The sequence below is a fragment of the Sphingomonas bisphenolicum genome, assembly GCF_024349785.1.
Classification (GTDB): domain Bacteria; phylum Pseudomonadota; class Alphaproteobacteria; order Sphingomonadales; family Sphingomonadaceae; genus Sphingobium; species Sphingobium bisphenolicum.
Window position 1 is genome coordinate 2,891,505 of sequence record NZ_AP018817.1, and the last position, 16,763, is coordinate 2,908,267.

The 16,763-nt window shown below is 64.3% G+C and carries 18 protein-coding genes; all 18 read left to right on the forward strand.

Features of this window, described 5'->3' with window-relative positions:
• Positions 1–144: 144 nt before the first annotated feature.
• The 18 genes from SBA_RS14380 (at position 145) to SBA_RS14465 (ending at position 16,750) form a co-directional block, all read left to right on the forward strand.
• The gene (locus SBA_RS14380) at positions 145–474 is read left to right on the forward strand and encodes a hypothetical protein (RefSeq protein ID WP_261934915.1); all 330 of its coding nucleotides are present in this window, start codon (positions 145–147) and stop codon (positions 472–474) included.
• Positions 475–592: 118 nt separating this feature from the next.
• On the forward strand, positions 593–859 hold the full coding sequence (locus SBA_RS14385) for a type IV conjugative transfer system protein TraL (RefSeq protein WP_026109091.1): 267 nt from the start codon (positions 593–595) through the stop codon (positions 857–859).
• Positions 860–866: 7 nt separating this feature from the next.
• Positions 867–1,502, forward strand: coding sequence for a TraE/TraK family type IV conjugative transfer system protein (locus SBA_RS14390; protein WP_120249796.1), 636 nt, complete (start codon positions 867–869; stop codon positions 1,500–1,502).
• Positions 1,486–2,265, forward strand: a complete 780-nt coding sequence (locus tag SBA_RS14395) for a type-F conjugative transfer system secretin TraK (protein WP_120249795.1) — start codon at positions 1,486–1,488, stop codon at positions 2,263–2,265. The genes SBA_RS14390 and SBA_RS14395 overlap by 17 nt, the downstream gene beginning before the upstream one ends.
• A complete protein-coding gene (locus SBA_RS14400) occupies positions 2,262–3,611 on the forward strand; it encodes a TraB/VirB10 family protein (RefSeq protein ID WP_261934916.1) in 1,350 nt (449 codons plus the stop codon). The genes SBA_RS14395 and SBA_RS14400 overlap by 4 nt, the downstream gene beginning before the upstream one ends.
• Before the next feature lie 49 nt (positions 3,612–3,660).
• Positions 3,661–4,281, forward strand: coding sequence for a TraV family lipoprotein (locus SBA_RS14405; RefSeq protein WP_261934917.1), 621 nt, complete (start codon positions 3,661–3,663; stop codon positions 4,279–4,281).
• Positions 4,278–6,806, forward strand: coding sequence for a TraC family protein (locus SBA_RS14410; RefSeq protein WP_261934918.1), 2,529 nt, complete (start codon positions 4,278–4,280; stop codon positions 6,804–6,806). The genes SBA_RS14405 and SBA_RS14410 overlap by 4 nt, the downstream gene beginning before the upstream one ends.
• The gene (locus SBA_RS14415; RefSeq protein ID WP_315975774.1) at positions 6,803–7,150 is read left to right on the forward strand and encodes a hypothetical protein; all 348 of its coding nucleotides are present in this window, start codon (positions 6,803–6,805) and stop codon (positions 7,148–7,150) included. Before SBA_RS14410 ends, SBA_RS14415 begins: the two co-directional genes overlap by 4 nt.
• Complete coding sequence (locus SBA_RS14420; RefSeq protein ID WP_261934919.1) at positions 7,147–7,386, forward strand: hypothetical protein; 240 nt, start codon at positions 7,147–7,149, stop codon at positions 7,384–7,386. Before SBA_RS14415 ends, SBA_RS14420 begins: the two co-directional genes overlap by 4 nt.
• Entirely contained in the window at positions 7,376–8,005 is a 630-nt protein-coding gene (locus SBA_RS14425) for a conjugal transfer protein TraW (RefSeq protein WP_390902341.1), read from the forward strand. Before SBA_RS14420 ends, SBA_RS14425 begins: the two co-directional genes overlap by 11 nt.
• Positions 8,002–9,015 (forward strand): TraU family protein, encoded by a 1,014-nt coding sequence (locus tag SBA_RS14430; RefSeq protein WP_261934920.1) that lies wholly within the window; start codon positions 8,002–8,004, stop codon positions 9,013–9,015. Before SBA_RS14425 ends, SBA_RS14430 begins: the two co-directional genes overlap by 4 nt.
• Before the next feature lie 360 nt (positions 9,016–9,375).
• Entirely contained in the window at positions 9,376–11,307 is a 1,932-nt protein-coding gene (locus SBA_RS14435) for a hypothetical protein (RefSeq protein WP_261934921.1), read from the forward strand.
• Positions 11,304–12,392, forward strand: a complete 1,089-nt coding sequence (gene traN / locus SBA_RS14440; RefSeq protein ID WP_261934922.1) for a conjugal transfer protein TraN — start codon at positions 11,304–11,306, stop codon at positions 12,390–12,392. The genes SBA_RS14435 and traN overlap by 4 nt, the downstream gene beginning before the upstream one ends.
• Positions 12,393–12,786: 394 nt before the next feature.
• The gene (locus SBA_RS25220) at positions 12,787–13,227 is read left to right on the forward strand and encodes a type-F conjugative transfer system pilin assembly protein TrbC (RefSeq protein ID WP_315975775.1); all 441 of its coding nucleotides are present in this window, start codon (positions 12,787–12,789) and stop codon (positions 13,225–13,227) included.
• The gene (locus SBA_RS14450; protein WP_261934924.1) at positions 13,199–13,798 is read left to right on the forward strand and encodes a S26 family signal peptidase; all 600 of its coding nucleotides are present in this window, start codon (positions 13,199–13,201) and stop codon (positions 13,796–13,798) included. The genes SBA_RS25220 and SBA_RS14450 overlap by 29 nt, the downstream gene beginning before the upstream one ends.
• A complete protein-coding gene (locus SBA_RS14455; protein WP_390902342.1) occupies positions 13,795–14,649 on the forward strand; it encodes a conjugal transfer protein TraF in 855 nt (284 codons plus the stop codon). Before SBA_RS14450 ends, SBA_RS14455 begins: the two co-directional genes overlap by 4 nt.
• 11 nt (positions 14,650–14,660) lie before the next feature.
• A complete protein-coding gene (locus tag SBA_RS14460) occupies positions 14,661–15,236 on the forward strand; it encodes a hypothetical protein (RefSeq protein ID WP_390902343.1) in 576 nt (191 codons plus the stop codon).
• A gap of 50 nt (positions 15,237–15,286) precedes the next feature.
• Entirely contained in the window at positions 15,287–16,750 is a 1,464-nt protein-coding gene (locus SBA_RS14465; RefSeq protein ID WP_390902344.1) for a conjugal transfer protein TraH, read from the forward strand.
• Positions 16,751–16,763 lie beyond the last annotated feature (13 nt).

Here is a 16,763-nt window from a genome sequence, read left to right on the forward strand (position 1 = left end):
TGGCGGCCCAAGGCCTCAAGATGCCGACGACGGCGCCCGATCCCGAGGAGCCACCCAGCCTGTCGTCGGCCGACAGCGAACACCCAGTCGGTGCCGGCAGGCATGTCTTGGGGCGGCTCCTCTTGTGTCCGGAGACTTAAGCAAATGATCAAACTTGCAAACATGCCGCTCCTGCGCCGCCCGTCTTTTCGGACGGCCGATGCCGTGGGAACGTTCGTCGCTGCCCTCGCCCTCGCATCGGCCGCCCACGCCTTCCAGGCGCCGGCTGCGGGCGATCTTGGCTACGACATTTACGATATCGTGGTGAACCAGGGCGTGAAGGGGCCGCTGGGCTTTGTGGGCGGTGTCGCCGCCTTCCTGTTCGGCGTCTCGCGGCTCTTCTCGAACATCATGATCGGCATTCCCACGATCGTGGCCGCCGTCTGCCTCATCCGGGCGGACTCCATTCTCCAGACCTTCGGCATGATCGTCTGAAGACAGGCTCAACGGACCAGCGCGGGGGCCCAATCGCCCCGCGCCGGACGGAGAGCGAACCGCGCTCTTCGTAAAACCTCACATCTGTTCAGATGTGGGTGAAGCAAGGGAGAAGGGCGTGGACGAGAGACTTCCACAATTTCTGCACAAGCCGGTCCAGATCCTCTGGTTCGACGCGCAGGAGTTCATCCTCGTGGTCTCCACCATCTTCGTCGCCGTCATCGTCGGCGGGCTGGTGGGCTGGTCGCTCCTCGGCGTCCTTCTCCTTTTCATTCCCTGGAAGCGGACGAAGCCCCGCGGCTTCGTGCCCCATCTGGCCTGGCGCTGGGGTCTGCTGCGCCTCCCCCATTATCCCGGGCCGACCCAGACCCGCTTTTGCGAGTGAGATCTCCATGTTTCGTCAGAAATCGCCCCAGGAGGCCGCCGACCCGCTGCTTGGCAAACCAGGAAGCTTTGGCATTCACCGCTATCTCCAGGGATCATCCAACCTGTTCGAGGAGAACAGGCTGCTCAAATTCTCGATTGTCGGCCTGTTCGGTATCACCGCCGTGCTGGGGATGGCGCTCTACTCGACGTCCCAGAACCAGCGCACGATCGTCATTCCCTTCGGCGCCAGCGGTGATCTCTATGTGACCGGTGGCAAGCCTTCTTCGGCCTATCTGCGCGCCATGACGCGAAACATCGTCGCGCTGTCTGGTACATATTCTGCGCTCTCTGCAGACCGGCAGTTCCAGGAGCTGCTCAGCATCGTCCACCCGACCGCCTATAATGGTCTGCGGGATAGCCTGAATGGCGTGCTCGATGAGCTCGCCAACAATTCCACGCTATCGATCGCCACCTATATCCGGCCCGATCAGCCTGTCACCTGGACCGATCGCCAGATCCTCGTGCCCGTCGAGAAGATACGCGTCATCGGCGGCGTCATCCGCAAATTCCGGGGCAATCTGCGCATCCGATACATGATCGATGCCGGGCGCTTCTGGATCCTGTCCCTCACCGAGGAGAAATTCGATGCCGAGCTTCGGTAACCGAGCGCGCGCGTCTCGCGCTGCCCTAACCCTTCTGCCTCTCATCGCCATGGCCTCGCCGGGACACGCGCAATCGATCCAGGCATTGCCCGATCAGACCAGCACGATCCGGCTCTCGAACCGGGACGTCAATCATCTCGTCTGTCAGGGCGGCGAGATCGAGGATGTCAAATTCTCCGCCGAGAAGGGTCTTGCGGTCGAGAAGGGCGGCGGCGACGCCTGGGTCAAATTCCTCGTCCGCGAAAGCGACGATGGCGGCCAGATCACCCGCAGCTATGTGACGACGCCGTCCGAGTTCTTCGTCACCTGCAACGGCGCGATCTACCCGCTCTACGCCGAGCCATCCGAAATCCCCGCGCAGACGATCACGCTGGTGCCCGGCGCCCGGCAGCGCGCCCGTGCCAATGAGGATCTGCTCGCCCCGCTCGCCGAGGAAGATCGTGCGGTCTCGATCACCCTGTCCCTTTTGCAGGATCGGGTGCCGGCGAGCTTCACCGAGGTGGCAACCGCCAGCCGGCAAATCACCCTCCCCGCCGCACCCGCGCTGCGCATCACCGAACGCCGCCGCGTCACCATTGAGGGCGCAGGCCTCAACGCATCGGAATATCGGGTCGAAGCCACAAGCGACATGGAAGTCGACGAGCGCCTCTTCCTCGATGCGGCGCTCGGCGCCCGGATCTTCAGCGCAACGCTTGATCGGCTCTCGCTTCGTACCGGGGAGACCGCCCGGCTCATCATTCTGCGCCGGGGAGACGGGCTATGAGCGATGAGCGAAGGAATATCCCCCAAGGTCCAGACGAAACCAGTTCGCCCGCGCAAAGTAGCGGCGCCAGGGGCCGTTCACGGCCGACCCGGCCATCCTCGGCAACGACCGAAAGGAACAACAGCGTCCTCCAGCTGCGCGGCCCGGCCCTTCTCGATCTGAAGGCACGTTGGGCGACGCTCAGCCCACAGCAGCAATTACGCGCACGCCAGGCCGCGATCGGCGTGCTGGTCGCCCTGTTCGGCTATGGTCTTTATTCCGCCTCGCACAGCGCGGAGGACACTTCGCCTCAGGCGCCGGCGGCATCTAAGCTCGACATGGGGGCGGGCCTTCGCGGCGACAGCCTTGAAACGAAGGTGCGCGGCGACCTCAAGAAGATCCTCGATGGGCAGAACCTGCTCGGCGACCGAGTCACGGCGATTGAGGAGGGCCGGATCGGAAGCGCCGGTCCAGCATCGAGCGAAGCAGCAGTCGGCGACCTCCCCAATGCCATGCCGGGCGATATCCCGGCCTTTCCGCCCAGCCCGACACCAAGCGAACTCGAACGTGCCGACGGCAGCCTGCCAGCACCGCCCATGCCGAGCGCGCCGGCTGCTCCGCCCGCGCCGCCGGTCGAACGCCAAGTGGGCGCGATCGGCGCCGCGACGAGCGCAGTCGTCGCGGAAGGATCGGCTGCTTCAAATGGCGCTAAAAAAAAGACCAGGACAATCTATTTGCCGCCTGGTTTCATGAAGGCGCGGCTGCTGACCGGGATCGACGCGCTCGCCAGCCGGGACGCGACGAGCAACCCGGAACCGCTGATCGCCCGCGTTCAGGCGCCCGCCGTGCTGCCCAATGATGTGAAGGCCAACCTCGCTGGTTGTTTTGTCATCGGCAACGCCACGGGGAGCCTTGCCAAGGAGCGCGTCGAGGTCCAGCTCATCTCGCTCTCCTGCGTCGATTTTGACGAGCGCTCGGTCATTGACCAGCCGATCAAGGGTTTCTTTGTCGATACTGATGGCAAGAAGGGGCTGTCGGGCAAAGTCGTTACCCGCGCCGGCGCTGCGCTCGCCCGCAGCTTTATCGCCGGCACGATCGCCGGGGTCAGCCAGAGCGTCGAGACCACCTTCGGCAACACCTCGACCTCGGCGCTCGGCACCGTCCGGTCCCTGGACGCGGGCGATGCGCTCAAGACCGGTGTCGCAGGCGGCCTCTCCAAATCCTCCGACAAGCTCACCGATTTCTACCTCGATCTGGCGCGTCAGGCTGGGCCGATCGTCGAGGTCGGCGCTGCCAAGGACGTGGTGGTCGTGATCCAGGAGGGCCTGGCTCTGGAAATCAAACCCACCACTACAACCAAATTCTGATGTCCGCCAAATTCTGATGCCCACTTGCCACCTTCAGGGAGAGTATTCCATGCCAAGCCAGCACTCTTGCGCGACCGCACGCCTCGCCTGCCCTACCCTTTTTCTCCTGCTCGGCGCCTTGTCCGGCTGCACCACGCTTGGCTCGGCCATGTCGCCCTATCCTGAGAAGTTCAGCTGCAAGAACAGCGATCACGGCCAGTGCATCCATCCCGAGAAGGCCTATGCCGACGCCGTGGCTGGCCGGGCATCAAAATCCGATCCCAAGGTCACGAACAGCAGCAAGGTATCCGGAAGTTCCGGGAACACCGACAAGCGGAGAACCGGCCGCACTTCCACTGCAGATGGCTATGTCGGCTACCGCAGCAGCATCTATCGCGAACTTCAGGGCCTGGTCGAGGCGCCGGTCACACCGATGCTCCGGCCCGGACGCACGATCCGCACGCTGATCCTGCCTTATGCCGATCGCGATCGGCCCGATCGCCTCTACATGCCGCGCTACGTCTATTCGATCCTCGACAAGCCGCAGTGGGTGGTCGGCGATTATCTCGTCAATCCGACCGAGGCAGCCGCACGCGTGCCGATCCTTGAACAGACCAAGGCCAAGCCCACGCTACCCGATAGCGATATCCCGGCGCCGCCACAGGATCAGGCCCAGGAGCAGGATCAATGAGGGGGCTTGGAACGCGCCATGGCGGCGGCATGACCATCAAGCGGCTGCGGCAAAGCGTCTCGCGCGACGCCTATTCTGACTTCCTCCCCATGGTGAGCTGGGTCGAGGAAGAGGAAGCCTTCCTCACGATCGACGATGGCTGTGGTCAGGCATGGGAGCTGGTGCCGTCGGCCTATCTCTTCGCCCATGTCCATCAGGCGCTGCTTGGCCTTCTCAACATCCAGTTCGGCATGGGCACCGTGGTCCAGCTCCACTGCTTTGCCGATCCGCTGATCGATCAGGCGCTCGACGCCTATCTCGACCTTAAATCCCGGCTCGATCCGCTCGTCCAGGCATCGGCCAGGCGCACGGCGCAATATCTGCGCGACGGCACCGAAGGACTTTCCGCCCTTAACGGCATTCCCATTCGCAATTTCCGCGTGCTGCTCGCGATCAAGTCGAGGAAACCGCTGGGCGCGGACCTGCGCCGTCAGATCGAGGAGCAGCTCTCCAAACTCGGCATTGTTCGCATGGCCCCCGAAGCGCTGGTGAGCTTCTATCGCCGGATCTTCAACGGCGCCTTCGATCCCGCGCCCGGCGTCTTCGCCAGTGGGACCGCTGACAATCCCGCGCGCCCGGTCCGCAAGCAGATCATCGATGCGGGCCCGGACCTGCTGTTCGACGGCCCGGAGCTTTACTTCGGCAACCAGGTCGCCCGCTGCCTGACGCCAAAGTCGCCCGCGCGCCGGGTGACCGCGGAGCGCTGCAATCGGCTTTTGGGTGGCATGCGCGGCGCGGCGGAGGATAGCGACCAGATTGGTGGCCCCTTCCTCTACACGCTCAACATCCTGTTCGATCATTCGGCCTTCGAAATCCACAAGCGCGCGCAGATCCTTTCCGCGCAAAAGGCCGCCGGCAGCTTTGCCGTCGAGGTCGGAAAGCAGATCGAGGAGATTGGTTGGGTGCTGGATGAAGCGGGCAACAGCCGCTTCGTCACCGTCATTCCCACCGTCTGGGTGTTCGGCCGCGACAGCGCCCAGGCCCGCGAAATGGCCGCTCGCGCCAAGCGCCTTTGGGAGAGCGAACCCCTCCCCTGGATGATGCAGGAGGAGAGCTATCTCAATCCCATCCTGCTACCGATGAGCCTTCCCTTCGGCTTTTACCCTGAGCGCCGGACGCTGCGGATGCTGGAGCGCGATCTTCCGATGCCGGCCAAGGCGGCGGCGCTGCTGGCACCGGTCCAGACGGACTTTCGTGGCGGCGGGCGCCCTGCCCTTCTCTATGTCGGGCGCAAGGGCCAGCTCATCACGCTCGATCTCTTCGACCCGCGCATCAACAATTATAATTTCATCGTGTCGGCCGAGAGCGGCGCGGGCAAGAGCTTCCTCCTCAACAATCTCTGCCTGCAATATTATGCCCAAGGCGCGCTCATCCGTATCATCGATATCGGCGGTAGCTACCGGAAACTCTGCACCCTCTGCTCAGGCCGCTATATCGACATTGGCGAGGAAGCGCTGGTCCTCAACCCCTTCGATATGGGCTTTGCGCTCGATGGCGACGACCGCCAGTCGGCCATCTCCATGGCGGTCGCGATCGTCGCGGAAATGGCCAATGCCGCGACCCGCAAGGGCGTCACGACGTCAGAATGGAACCTGCTCAAATCCGCCGTCCAATGGACGATCGACAGCGGGCGGGCGGAAGCGGGCATCGACGCGGTCCGGGACTGGCTTGGCGCCTATCCCGCCGGTGCCAGCCATGACCTAGACAAGGTCGACCATCTCGTCCCCGTTGCGCGTGAACTCGCCTTCAACCTGCGCGATTTCGGCAGTGCGGGGGCCTATGGCCATTTCTTCAATGGGCCCTCGACCTTCGACATCTCCGCCGACGAATTTGTCGTGCTCGAACTCGAACGTTTGAAGGCCATGCCGGACCTCTTCAACGTCGTCGTCATGGTGGTCGTGAATGCCGTGAGCCAGGAACTCTACCTCTCCGCCCGCGACCGACCGCGATTTGTCCTCTGCGATGAAGCCGCCCAGTTCATGACCCGGACCGATGGTCAGGATCTCTCCCGCCTCGCCGAAGTGTTCGGCCAGGGCTACAGGCGCGCGCGCAAATATCAGGGGAGTTTCGGCGTCGTCCTCCAGTCGATGAACGACCTGCTGCTGTTCGGCGGCACGGGCCAGGTGATCCTCGAAAATGCCGCGACCCGCTTCCTGCTCCAGGGCTCGACCTATGAACGCGCGGTCGAGAACAAGATCCTGGATTATTCAGGCTTCGTCCTCGATCTCCTGAAGTCGGTCCGGAACAACAAGCCGCATTATTCCGAGGTCTTCATCGACTCCCCGCTCGGGCTCGGCATTGCCCGCCTCGTCGTCGATCCCTTCTCCTACTGGATCAACACGAGCGCTCCCCAAGAGGTAGCCGCCTTCGAAGCGCGTCTGCGCGCCGGCCTCTCGCCGCTTGAAGCGGTCTGCGATCTCGCCGGCGTCGATCCTGCGGAATTGCTCAGCTCGCAAAGATCCCACCCGTCGCAGGAGCAGTCATGATGCGCAATTCTCCCGCCCAGCCGCCACACGCCAAGCCATCTGGCCCACAGCTGGACCTTGATCTTGATCCAACGATCGAAGCCCTCATCGAGGCGCGGGCCGCGAGCCTCGCCCAGCACCAGGCCCTGTTCTGGCGCTTCCGGCTCGTGACGATCGAGACACTGATGATGGGCGCGCTCATCCTCTGCGCCGGGCTCGCTTTGCACCAGCCTGCGGCGATGGTGCTGCGCGCCGCGATCATGGTGTCGGCCGGCTGCTTTGCGAGCGGCATGCTGCTCATCGGCCTTACCGGCGCTTTCGACCGCGGACTTGATCATTTCACTCGCTGGCGGCGCGGCCAATGAGCGGCATCCTCACCTCTTCCCCCGCCCATGGTCCGGTCCGCCTGCTGCTCGGCACGCATCTCCTGTTGCTGATTCAGACGATGCTCGTGCTCCAGGCATCGGATTCGCTGCCGATATCCCTTCGCCTGTTCATCTGCGTGACGGGCGTGCTCGGCCTTGCCGCGCTGATCGTCGCTGTGTGCGGGGAGCTTGATGACGAGGGCAGACCATGGTGGGCGAAGCGCCATGTCCGCTGAAATCCGCTTCCCGGACCGAGCGCGCCACGCGCTTCTCGGTGCGCTGATGCTGGGCCTCGCCAGCCAGCCGGCACAGGGCGCGACCTCGACGATTGGCCGCACCTGGCCGATCGCTGAGCCCGACGCCATGAGCGAAATCGAGGCACGGGTCGCCAATGCGCCTGACATGGCCGCGAAGTTCGGCCCGCGCGCCAACTGGTCGGCGCTCAAGGCCGCGTCGCTGGGGCCAGCTCCAGCCGATCGGACGCGGAGCATCATTCCCTTCTACACGGTCGATGAGGAGATCCGCCTGACTGACGGCCGCGTCCTCTATCCAAGGGGCTTCACCTTCAATCCGCTGGACTATGTGTCACTCCCCCAGCGCCTCGTCATTGTTCATCCGCGCGATCTTAGCTGGGCGCTCAAAGCAGCGCGCTTCACCGATTTCATCCTACTGACCGCTGGCGATGCGCTCGAACTCTCCGAACGCACCGGCCGCCCGCTCTTTATCCTGGAGGAGCGCGTGAAGGAGAGGCTCGGCCTCACCGTCGCGCCGGTCATCGTCGCGCAGGAAGGGAATAAGCTCGTCCTGCGTGAATATGCGCCGGAGCGTCCCGCGCATCGGAGCGCCTGGCCATGAACCGCAAGACCCTCATCCGCGCCGCCGCCTTATCGCTCGCGGTTGCGCTCGGCTCTGCCAGCGCGCCGGCGCAAGCGTCCAAATGCGAGGCCGGAACCATCTTCAATCCGCTCACCAAGGTGCGCTGGACCTGCATTTTCCCAATCACCATCGGCGGCGTGCGGGTCGGGAGCTTCGATAAACTGGACAAGGAGCTCGACGCTCAGTCCGCGTCCAAGCCGCTATGCGCCTGTCGCAAAGGCTCCACGTTTTGGTTCGGCGTGAAGGTGAGCTTCTGGTCACCCAACCGCATGATCGATGTGGTGACTGAGCCCGGCTGCATGATGGCGCTGGGCGCTGATCTCTTGCCGACTGGCGGCAAGCTCCAGGGGAGCCAGTCGTCCATCGCCGATGGCACCAACAGCCAGAAAATGTTCGCGCAGATACATTATTATATCTCGCCGGTCTGGAAGATGCTCGACATGTTCACCGACCTGCCGTGCATCGAGGATGACGGGTTCGACGTCGCCATGATCACCGAGTTGCTGCCGACCTGGCAGTCGGGAACGCTGGGCGCGATCATCCAGCCCGAGGGCATTCTCTTCGGCAATCCCGCCGCGGGCCTTGCCTGCATGGCGGACAGTGCAGCGGCAGCTGCCGGCAAGGTGCTCGATCCGCTCTTCTGGTGCATGGGCAGCTGGGGCGCCACCTACCCGATCGCGGGCGACATCCATTTTGGCGACAGCGTCGAGGCCTGGGCAGGACTTGCTGCGCGCGGGACCTTCATGATGGGACGCCTTGGCGCGCTCACCATCAGCTCGGCCGACGGCTGCTCGTTCAAGGCCCAGCCCGTCTGGACCAAGAGCCGCTACAAGCTCCAGATCATGGAGCCGGTCAAAGGCGGCAAGTGTGTCAATATCGGGCGTCCGGGCGCCCTCTGGTCGAGCGGCAAACATGCGCCGGGCAAGGACAATGCCCAGTTCATGTCCTTTGAAAAAGTGATCTGCTGCGCGGGAGTGTCCACCCCGTGAACCAGAGACATCCCCCATCCCCGCTGCGATCAATGAGCATTCCAAATGGTCTGCCCGCCACAGCCATACTGGCACGTTCGATCGCGGCGAGGGCGGAGCGACGCTGTCCCCCCACAGTGTCGCTCCAACCCCCATTTCCCTCGCGCGCCCGATGACCGCCAGATCGGGCCCACGCGAGGGAAAGGTCAGCACGGTCGGTGAACCCCCTGCTCGGATTGGGTGCCTACCCTCTCTAGCGCCCGATCCGATATCGGCCGTGCTGACCACCTTCGATGGCCGCGCCTGCTTCTGTGCTAAAGCCAGCGGGCATGCCTTCCGTCTGGCCGCTATCCCGGATCTCGGTCTGCCTGGAGGCTTCCAATGACGAGGACCATCCTCATCATCCTCATGGGCAGCGTAGCGCTCGCGCCGCAAGGCAGCCAAGCGCAAGATATGGAGGCACGCGCCCGCACGGCGGCGGCTGCTTCGCGAACGAAGTCGGGCGACAGTGACGCGATCATCAGCAATTACGTCAATCCGGGCCTGGCCGGCGAGACAATCAGCACCGTCGACGACAGCCGCACCTTCGCCACCAATCTGGCTTGCCAGCGGAGCGCGACGATGCTCGAGCTGCTGGTCCAACCCGGCGCGACCGGCGACATCACGCATTTGAGCATAGCGCGCGACAGCAATCTCGACGGCAGCTTCGATCAAAATCTGACCCTTCCCGTCCCGGTCTCGGGCATCTGCGCGAACGGCATCGTCTCCTGCGATGCTGGAAGTTGGAACAACTGCACCCCCTTCCAATGGGATGTAGCGTCGTCCGGCAGCCTCAAGCTCAGCCAAGTGCCGCTGCCCGACCTTGCCGCCTGCTACTGTATCAATGCGAGTTGCGGCAGCAACCTGGTGCTCGGCAACCTCAATTCGGTCCTCAAGGATCTTGGCGGCGGCATCATCGGTGCGCTCACCACGGCCGATCCCCGGATCGGGGTGGCGCAGGCAAGCATTGAAGGGCCTGTCATCCGTTATGTCGGCGCCCAGACGACGGCCTGTTCAGCGTCCCCGTCGCTATCTTCCACCAGCTATCGTGCCGATCCAACCGCGATCAGCGGGGACGCCAGTGCGAGCGCGCAGGCAAGCAGCGTGTTTCAAGCGCTGGCCGGTTCTGCGTCGGCCACCGGCAAGGCCGAGGTTACGCGCAGTTGCTCGATCGATCGGGAGATCAGCGTCAAACCCTGGGACTATGACGACATATTGGGCGTTGCCGGAGCGGTGACCTCCGTCACCGCCTGCGGCACCGGTTGCCGCCGCTATCAGATCCGCGGTTCCGGCACCTGCGGCAGCGTCCCGCCCATTCATACAGCCACCTTCGATCCGATCGCGCCGGCACGCATCGTCTCGGCCCGGATCGTGGAAATGGGCGCGGACGACTGGGTCCAGGCACGGGTCAATGGCCAGATTGTCGGCTATGCCGGAAAGCGCCCCTGGACGGGCGAGGCCCTGCCCTCTGGTGACTGCCGGATCAGCGGCGATCCCTATTATAATCGCACCGCGATCGACATCACGCCCCAGCTGCGCGCCGGTGCCATGACGGTCGGCGCCCGCGTGCGGGCCGGCGGCGATGGTAATTGGGGCTATGTCACGGTCGAGGTTCAGGTCGACACGGCCTGCGAGGTGTCGGAACGGCTGGTGGATCTCTGCGCTGGCTATGCTCAGGACGCGGCGTGCAGGCTGGACAGCGAGAGCGACGATGGCGTCACGACCTTTTCCAATGGCGTGAATACGGGCCTTAAACCCTTGGCCAAGACCCGATTGTTCGGCACGGGCAATTGCACGTTCCAGTATAGCCGGGACTTTTTCGAGCGGGATCGTCGCTATAAATGCCTGATTGATAGCGGTGAGCTCAGCGCGCCCGATCTGTCGCGCAGCGCCTATATCATCGACCATTCGACCGAGACCCTGCTCGCTGATCGCACCCTGTCGAGCGACGGGACGATTTCGACCTCCACCCGTGCCTTTACCCTGCCCGATCGCGTGACGGTCCCGGCCTGCGAGCCGATCTGCAAGACCCGCGCGCCCAAGGCCAATAGCGACGTTGCGATCTCCGGTGTGGTTGGGGCTAGCCAAAATGATCCGGCGGGCTGGAACAGCTTCTATCATAGCTGCACCGCGGACAATGTCTGTCCCATGGGTGAAGGCGAGGAACTAGTCACCGCCTGCGGCTGCCTTGATGATTTTCCTGAAGCCGCCGTCATGATGCAGACCGTGCGCCTCGCTGGCTCCGACCTTGCCTGCACTGCGGGGACGCCATGAGACAGCGGATCATATTCGGACTGCTGAGCGCCGCACTCGTGGCAGTCAGCATCCCTGGGCCTGCATGGGCAGCCCAGCTCTGCGCGGCGGATCTGAACGGCAATGGCGATGCGGCTGACGAAGGCGAGATGGCGAGCTGCGTCGCCATGGCCGGCGGTGCCACGCAATGCCTGATCCAGCAGACAGCCTGCGTGGCCGACGCCGCAGGCGCCTATAGGTGCCCGCTCGGGGACGATCATCAATGCCTCGTTCCTGCAGCAGGCGGAACGCCGACCTGCTCGCCGGTCGCCTGCATCGACACCGCGCTCAATCCGGTCGAGGATGAGCTTCTGGTCGACGACGCAGGTCCGGACAATGACGGCCCGGTCGACGCCGACGGCAACTGTCTCGGCACGATCGAGATATTCGGTGGCCGGGCGCTGCGCTGCCATCAGCCTGGCGCCAGCGTCACCTTCCAGAATTGCTGCAAGGACCGGGACAAGATCGTCAAGGACGGCATGGGCGGTTCGGTCAGCTCGATCACCACCAAGATCGCGATCGCCAAGGGCGTGTTCACCGGCGCAAAGGCCGCCTATCTCGCCTTCAAGGCAGGTGCGACGGCAGGCCAGGCGGCCAGTGCCGGCGCCAACGCCATCATTGTCGGCCTCGATCCCACATCCATCGCGATCAGCCTGGCCATCAATTTCATGATGGAAGTGCTGCTCCAGGGTTGCGACCAACAGGATATGGAAACCGGCATGCTGCGCGGTTCGGGCATGTGCCACGAGGTCGGCACCTATTGCTCCTCCTCGATCCTTGGCATCTGCATCCAGAAGGCGCGAGGCCATTGCTGCTTCAACACCAAGCTTGGCCGCATCATCCAGGAGCAGGGCCGCCCACAACTCAGCGCTTTCAACGCCATGGGCTGGGGCACACCCAAGCAGCCCTATTGCCGGGGCTTTACCGCCGAAGAATTTCAGGCGCTCGACTTCAGCCGAATGGATCTCTCGCAATATTATGAGGAGATCGAGGCGCGCGCCCAGTCCGGCATCCAGATCGACATGGAGGAGAAGATCGATGCCTATCTGCGCACCGTCAATCCCTGACAGCCATATGGCCCCGCTCATGCTTGCGCTCGCGCTTGTCAGCGCCGCGCCGGGGCAGGCACGGGAGACCCAACCGGCAGACGAAGGGACGTCCGCCATGGAGCGCCTTCGCGAAGCCAAGGCCAGCGTTACTTCAGCGGCGCACGCTGGGCCTGACAAGATCCCCATCCCCTCCCCGGCTCTCAAACGACGGGCCTTTGACGCCATGCGGAAACGGCGGGTCGATCCACGGATGGAGGCGCAGGCGCGAGCGGCGCAAATCCAGGCAGCCAATGCGCTCGCCGTAGAGCAACAGGCCATAAGTACCCGGCTTCATCAAGCGTTGGGTTTGGCGCCACCCGATGGCGCTCCGACGCCGGCACACGCAGCTTCGAATACCCCTACCAAAGCCTGGGTGCCGCTGCTGTTCGCCTCCTCGTCCATGCCGATCGAAACGTTGCGCACCTACGCCCGGCAGCTCGAACGGGTCGGCGGAGTCATCGCCTTCCGCGGAGTGCCCGGTGGTCTCACCAAGATTGGTCCCATGGCCGAGCTCACTGCACGGATGCTGCGCGTCGATCCCGGCTGCGAAGGTCCGGCCTGCGCGATGCGGAACGTCCAGGTGGTGATCGATCCGATCCTCTTCCGCCAGCATAGCATAGCCCGCGTACCCGCCCTCGCCATGGTGCCCGGCGACCCCACCCAACCCTATTGCGAGCGGGAAGACGAGACCGCGGGCCGCGCCGCCCATCTCGTCCTGGGCGATGCAGCGCTTTCGGGCTTGCTGGATGAATATGCCCGCCTCGGCGGCAAGGAGGAGGTGCGAGATGCTTCGGCTCGTCTGGCTGGCCGCTAACCGGCTTTTCCACGGATTGAAGATGCTCCCGCGCGAGGCCGCGCTGGCGCTCGGCGGCGCGGTCGGCGATCAGAGGGCGAATCCCAGGCGCTTCTGGCTGACGCTAGGCATCACTCTCCCGCTGGCCACGCTCACTTGGCACGCGATCCCTGCCGTGACCATCGTCATGAGCCCGTCGATCGACGCCTGGGCCGTGCGCTCTGCGCCTGGGGCAATCCACAAGGGCGATCTCGTCATGTTCGCACTGTCCCATCCGATCGCCGGTCCCCGCCCCGTCAGCGTCACCAAACGGGCGATGTGCATGCCAGGCGAGCGCCTGCGCGAGGTCGAGCGCCATTCAGTCTTCGATGGCAGGGTCACAAACAGCAGCTATTATTGCGGAGATCTCCTGCTGGGCATCAGCCGCCCCATGGGCCGTAATGGCCAGCGCCTCGATCATCTGCGCTGGGGCGATCGGAACATTCCTGCAGGCTTCGTCTATGTGGGCTCCGATCATCCCGAGGGCTTTGACAGCCGCTACTTTGGCCCAGTGCGGATCGAACGTCTCACTCGCATGGAGCGGGTGCTGTGAGGCGGGGCATCGCCGCTGCCGCGATCGCGCTGGCGGCCGCCACCGCATCGGCAGACGCGCAGCCCAACGGCGGCCCCAAACTCGGCTACTGGTGGTACGCCCCCAAACCCGCGGACCCCGGCGAAGCGGGCGAGGATCAATTGCCTCCGGCGCCCGTCATCCCACCGATGACCGAGCTCGCCAAATGGAGCCCGCCCCGGATCGCCAAGCTCATTACCGAGCAGCGCGACTATGCCGCCACGGTGCTGACGGTCGATGCCGTCGCTGATTTCTGGCGTCTGCAGGATTTTGCTAGGCGCAAGGCGCGCGCCTTCGCCGGCGTCACCCAACTCGCCATGCTCACCCACCCGGAACTAAGCGCCCGCTCTGCCTATCCGGTGGTAGGCGACGCGCGCGACGCCATGGGCGCGCAGAAAGATGCCACCCGCCGCGCCTATCTCCGGTCCAAGGGGGGCGAGTTCGCGCTCATCATGTTCTCAAGGTCCAGCTGTGGCTATTGCCGCGTCCAATGGCCGATCCTCCAGCGCTTCCAGGAGGAGATGGGCTGGCAGGTCAGCAGCCAGGATCTCGATCGCAAACCAGAGCTGTCCAGCCGCTTTGGGGTCAACGTGACGCCCACGACCATGGTGATCCGCCGTGGCTCATCGCAGCGCATGGTGATTGCCAATGGCGTCGAGGCCTATCCCAATCTCATCCAGACAGCCTATCAGGCCGTAAAACTGCTCTCGGGCGACATTCGCCCCGAGCAATTCCTGACCGGCGCCGGCGAAGAGAATGGCTTCTTCGACGCGCTCGCCAATGGTCCGGTTGCGGCCAGTGACCCGGCCGTCAGCCAGGGCGCTCAGCCGTGAGATCAGCAGTCATGTTCTTGGCAGCTGCGGTGCCTGCAGGCACTACCACAGCGATCGCCGTGGGGCCGCCGAGCCCAGCCGATGCCGCACGCGCTGCCGTCCATCCGGTCAGCACCGAGCAAGCAATGAAAGGCTGGCTCGACCGCGTTCCGCGCACAAGCGTCTTTCCGCCCGACTTCGAGGCCACCCTGCGAGGCCAGGGCGCCGCCTATGTGGTCGAAATGAGCACGGCGCCCGGCTGCCTCCCCTGCGGCGATCTCTGGACCAAGCTTGGCGTGATGAAGGCCCGCTATGGCTGGACCGCCCGAACCATCTCGACCCAGGAAGCGATGATCCGGTCCGGCCGCCTCAGCCTCCCCTGGGTCGGGCACCCTGTTGCCTGGGTCCGGCCGCTGGCCGACCCCAATCGCATCATACCGGTGGCCATTGGCACCGATCACTCGGTCAATATCAGCCGCAATCTCTACCTGGCGGCCAAGATGCAGACGGGCGTGCGCGTGAGTGTAGGGGTGCGCGCCATGTCCAAGTTTACCGGGATCGTCGGTGTGCCGGCGTCCTCGCCATCCACCCATCGTCGGAAAGGCTGAGCAATGGCGGGCCCAGTCAATCCCACCCCTTCACCCCATTGGAGTCCGCCATGCGCCACGCCCCCACCCCCTGCCGTTCGCGCCTGAAGATCAAGGCGTTCTTCCGCCGGTTCACCGCGTTCCTCACCCTCTGCGCTGCCACCTGCGGCATGACGCCCGCCCCCGCTGGGGCACAGAGCTGGGCGGAGCACTGGTTCGACAATGTCACCTATACCAGCCCCGGCAGCTTCGAGGATCAGACGCGGGGCTATGTGACCGCCGGCGGCATGTCAGGCCGGATCGACGTCCATAACGACTATCTCACGAGCCTGACGCTGCCTAAGGTGAAGGCAGGCTGCGGCGGCATCGACATGTTCCTTGGCGGCATGTCCTTTCTCGATCCCGACTATCTGGTCGAGAAGCTCGAAAGCATCCTGCAAGCGGCCCCCGCAGTCGCCTTCCAATATCTGCTCGAAACGCTCGATGAAAAAATGGGAAACATCATTTCCAAGATGGAGGCGGCCACCAATTACCTGAATTCCATCCAGGTGAACGACTGCCGCCTCGCCAACCGCATGGTCCAGATCGCCAGGGGTGACGACAATATGTCCGGCATCATCGAGGAGATGACCGGCTACAAGTCGGTCAAGGAAGGCTATGCCAAAAGCTATCAGCAGAGCCGCGAGAAAATCCAGTCGAATGGCAATAATCCGACCGAGGATCTGCGCGATGCGCTGGCCAACTGTCCGGCTGAGGTGACGGAGATATTCCGGACCGGATCGCTCCTCTCCCACGCCGCAAGCCGGGTCGGCGCGGCCGACTGGGCCGCCGTCATGCGCGCGCGCGTGGGCGACGTCTATATGCGCTGGGACGCGACCGACAAGGTGCCGCTCTTCTCTGCCATTCCGGCCTGCGCCGGCCAGGATAGCGAATCCTCCGACGACTTCCTGAGCGGCCGCGTCATGCGGCGTGCGCTGGGCATCCCCGCCACCAGCGCCGACTGCACGCGCGACGGAGCCAAGGGCGCCCTCACTCTCACCCGCGAACGCATGACAACGATCGCCGAGAAGATCCGCACGCGCGCAGCGCTCCAGGCAGAGGAGCGCCAGTTTGTCGCCAACGTCCGGACCCTCCCTGTCTATCGCATGCTGGAGTGGGGCGTCCGCCAGGATGTGGTAGACTCGGTCATTGCCGATACCGACGAACTGGTGGCGCTGACCCTCGCCTATCAGATGCTGAATGACCTCACCCGCACCATTGATTTCGCGCTGACCAACGCCGAGCGCGGCACCAATGCGGCAGGCGCGGCGGATAGCAGCAACGCCAATATCTGCCAGACGCGGATCCTCACCAAGGGGATCGAACAGCTTCGCGACCTACGCGAAGAGGTGCTGCGGCAGCGCTCGCAGATGCGCCAATCCTATATGGCAGCGCTCGAGGCAGCGAACCTCTCGACCAACTATGCCGGCCTCGTCCGCCAGCGCGACCGGGACGCCCGCGACGCCGCCGGCACCGCCACCAACCGCAATCGCTAAAAGGGAGACTTTC

Excerpts from the sequence above, each read along its gene's own strand:
- SBA_RS14435 (WP_261934921.1), top strand. The coding sequence starts at position 9,376 with ATGACGAGGACCATCCTCATCATCCTCATGGGCAGCGTAGCGCTCGCG.
- traN (WP_261934922.1), top strand. The coding sequence starts at position 11,304 with ATGAGACAGCGGATCATATTCGGACTGCTGAGCGCCGCACTCGTGGCA.
- SBA_RS14420 (WP_261934919.1), top strand. The coding sequence starts at position 7,147 with ATGAGCGGCATCCTCACCTCTTCCCCCGCCCATGGTCCGGTCCGCCTG.
- SBA_RS14415 (WP_315975774.1), top strand. The coding sequence starts at position 6,803 with ATGATGCGCAATTCTCCCGCCCAGCCGCCACACGCCAAGCCATCTGGC.
- SBA_RS14395 (WP_120249795.1), top strand. The coding sequence starts at position 1,486 with ATGCCGAGCTTCGGTAACCGAGCGCGCGCGTCTCGCGCTGCCCTAACC.
- SBA_RS14465 (WP_390902344.1), top strand. The coding sequence starts at position 15,287 with ATGCGCCACGCCCCCACCCCCTGCCGTTCGCGCCTGAAGATCAAGGCG.
- SBA_RS14425 (WP_390902341.1), top strand. The coding sequence starts at position 7,376 with ATGTCCGCTGAAATCCGCTTCCCGGACCGAGCGCGCCACGCGCTTCTC.
- SBA_RS14450 (WP_261934924.1), top strand. The coding sequence starts at position 13,199 with ATGCTTCGGCTCGTCTGGCTGGCCGCTAACCGGCTTTTCCACGGATTG.
- SBA_RS14410 (WP_261934918.1), top strand. The coding sequence starts at position 4,278 with ATGAGGGGGCTTGGAACGCGCCATGGCGGCGGCATGACCATCAAGCGG.
- SBA_RS14380 (WP_261934915.1), top strand. The coding sequence starts at position 145 with ATGATCAAACTTGCAAACATGCCGCTCCTGCGCCGCCCGTCTTTTCGG.
- SBA_RS14390 (WP_120249796.1), top strand. The coding sequence starts at position 867 with ATGTTTCGTCAGAAATCGCCCCAGGAGGCCGCCGACCCGCTGCTTGGC.
- SBA_RS14400 (WP_261934916.1), top strand. The coding sequence starts at position 2,262 with ATGAGCGATGAGCGAAGGAATATCCCCCAAGGTCCAGACGAAACCAGT.
- SBA_RS14405 (WP_261934917.1), top strand. The coding sequence starts at position 3,661 with ATGCCAAGCCAGCACTCTTGCGCGACCGCACGCCTCGCCTGCCCTACC.
- SBA_RS14430 (WP_261934920.1), top strand. The coding sequence starts at position 8,002 with ATGAACCGCAAGACCCTCATCCGCGCCGCCGCCTTATCGCTCGCGGTT.
- SBA_RS14460 (WP_390902343.1), top strand. The coding sequence starts at position 14,661 with ATGTTCTTGGCAGCTGCGGTGCCTGCAGGCACTACCACAGCGATCGCC.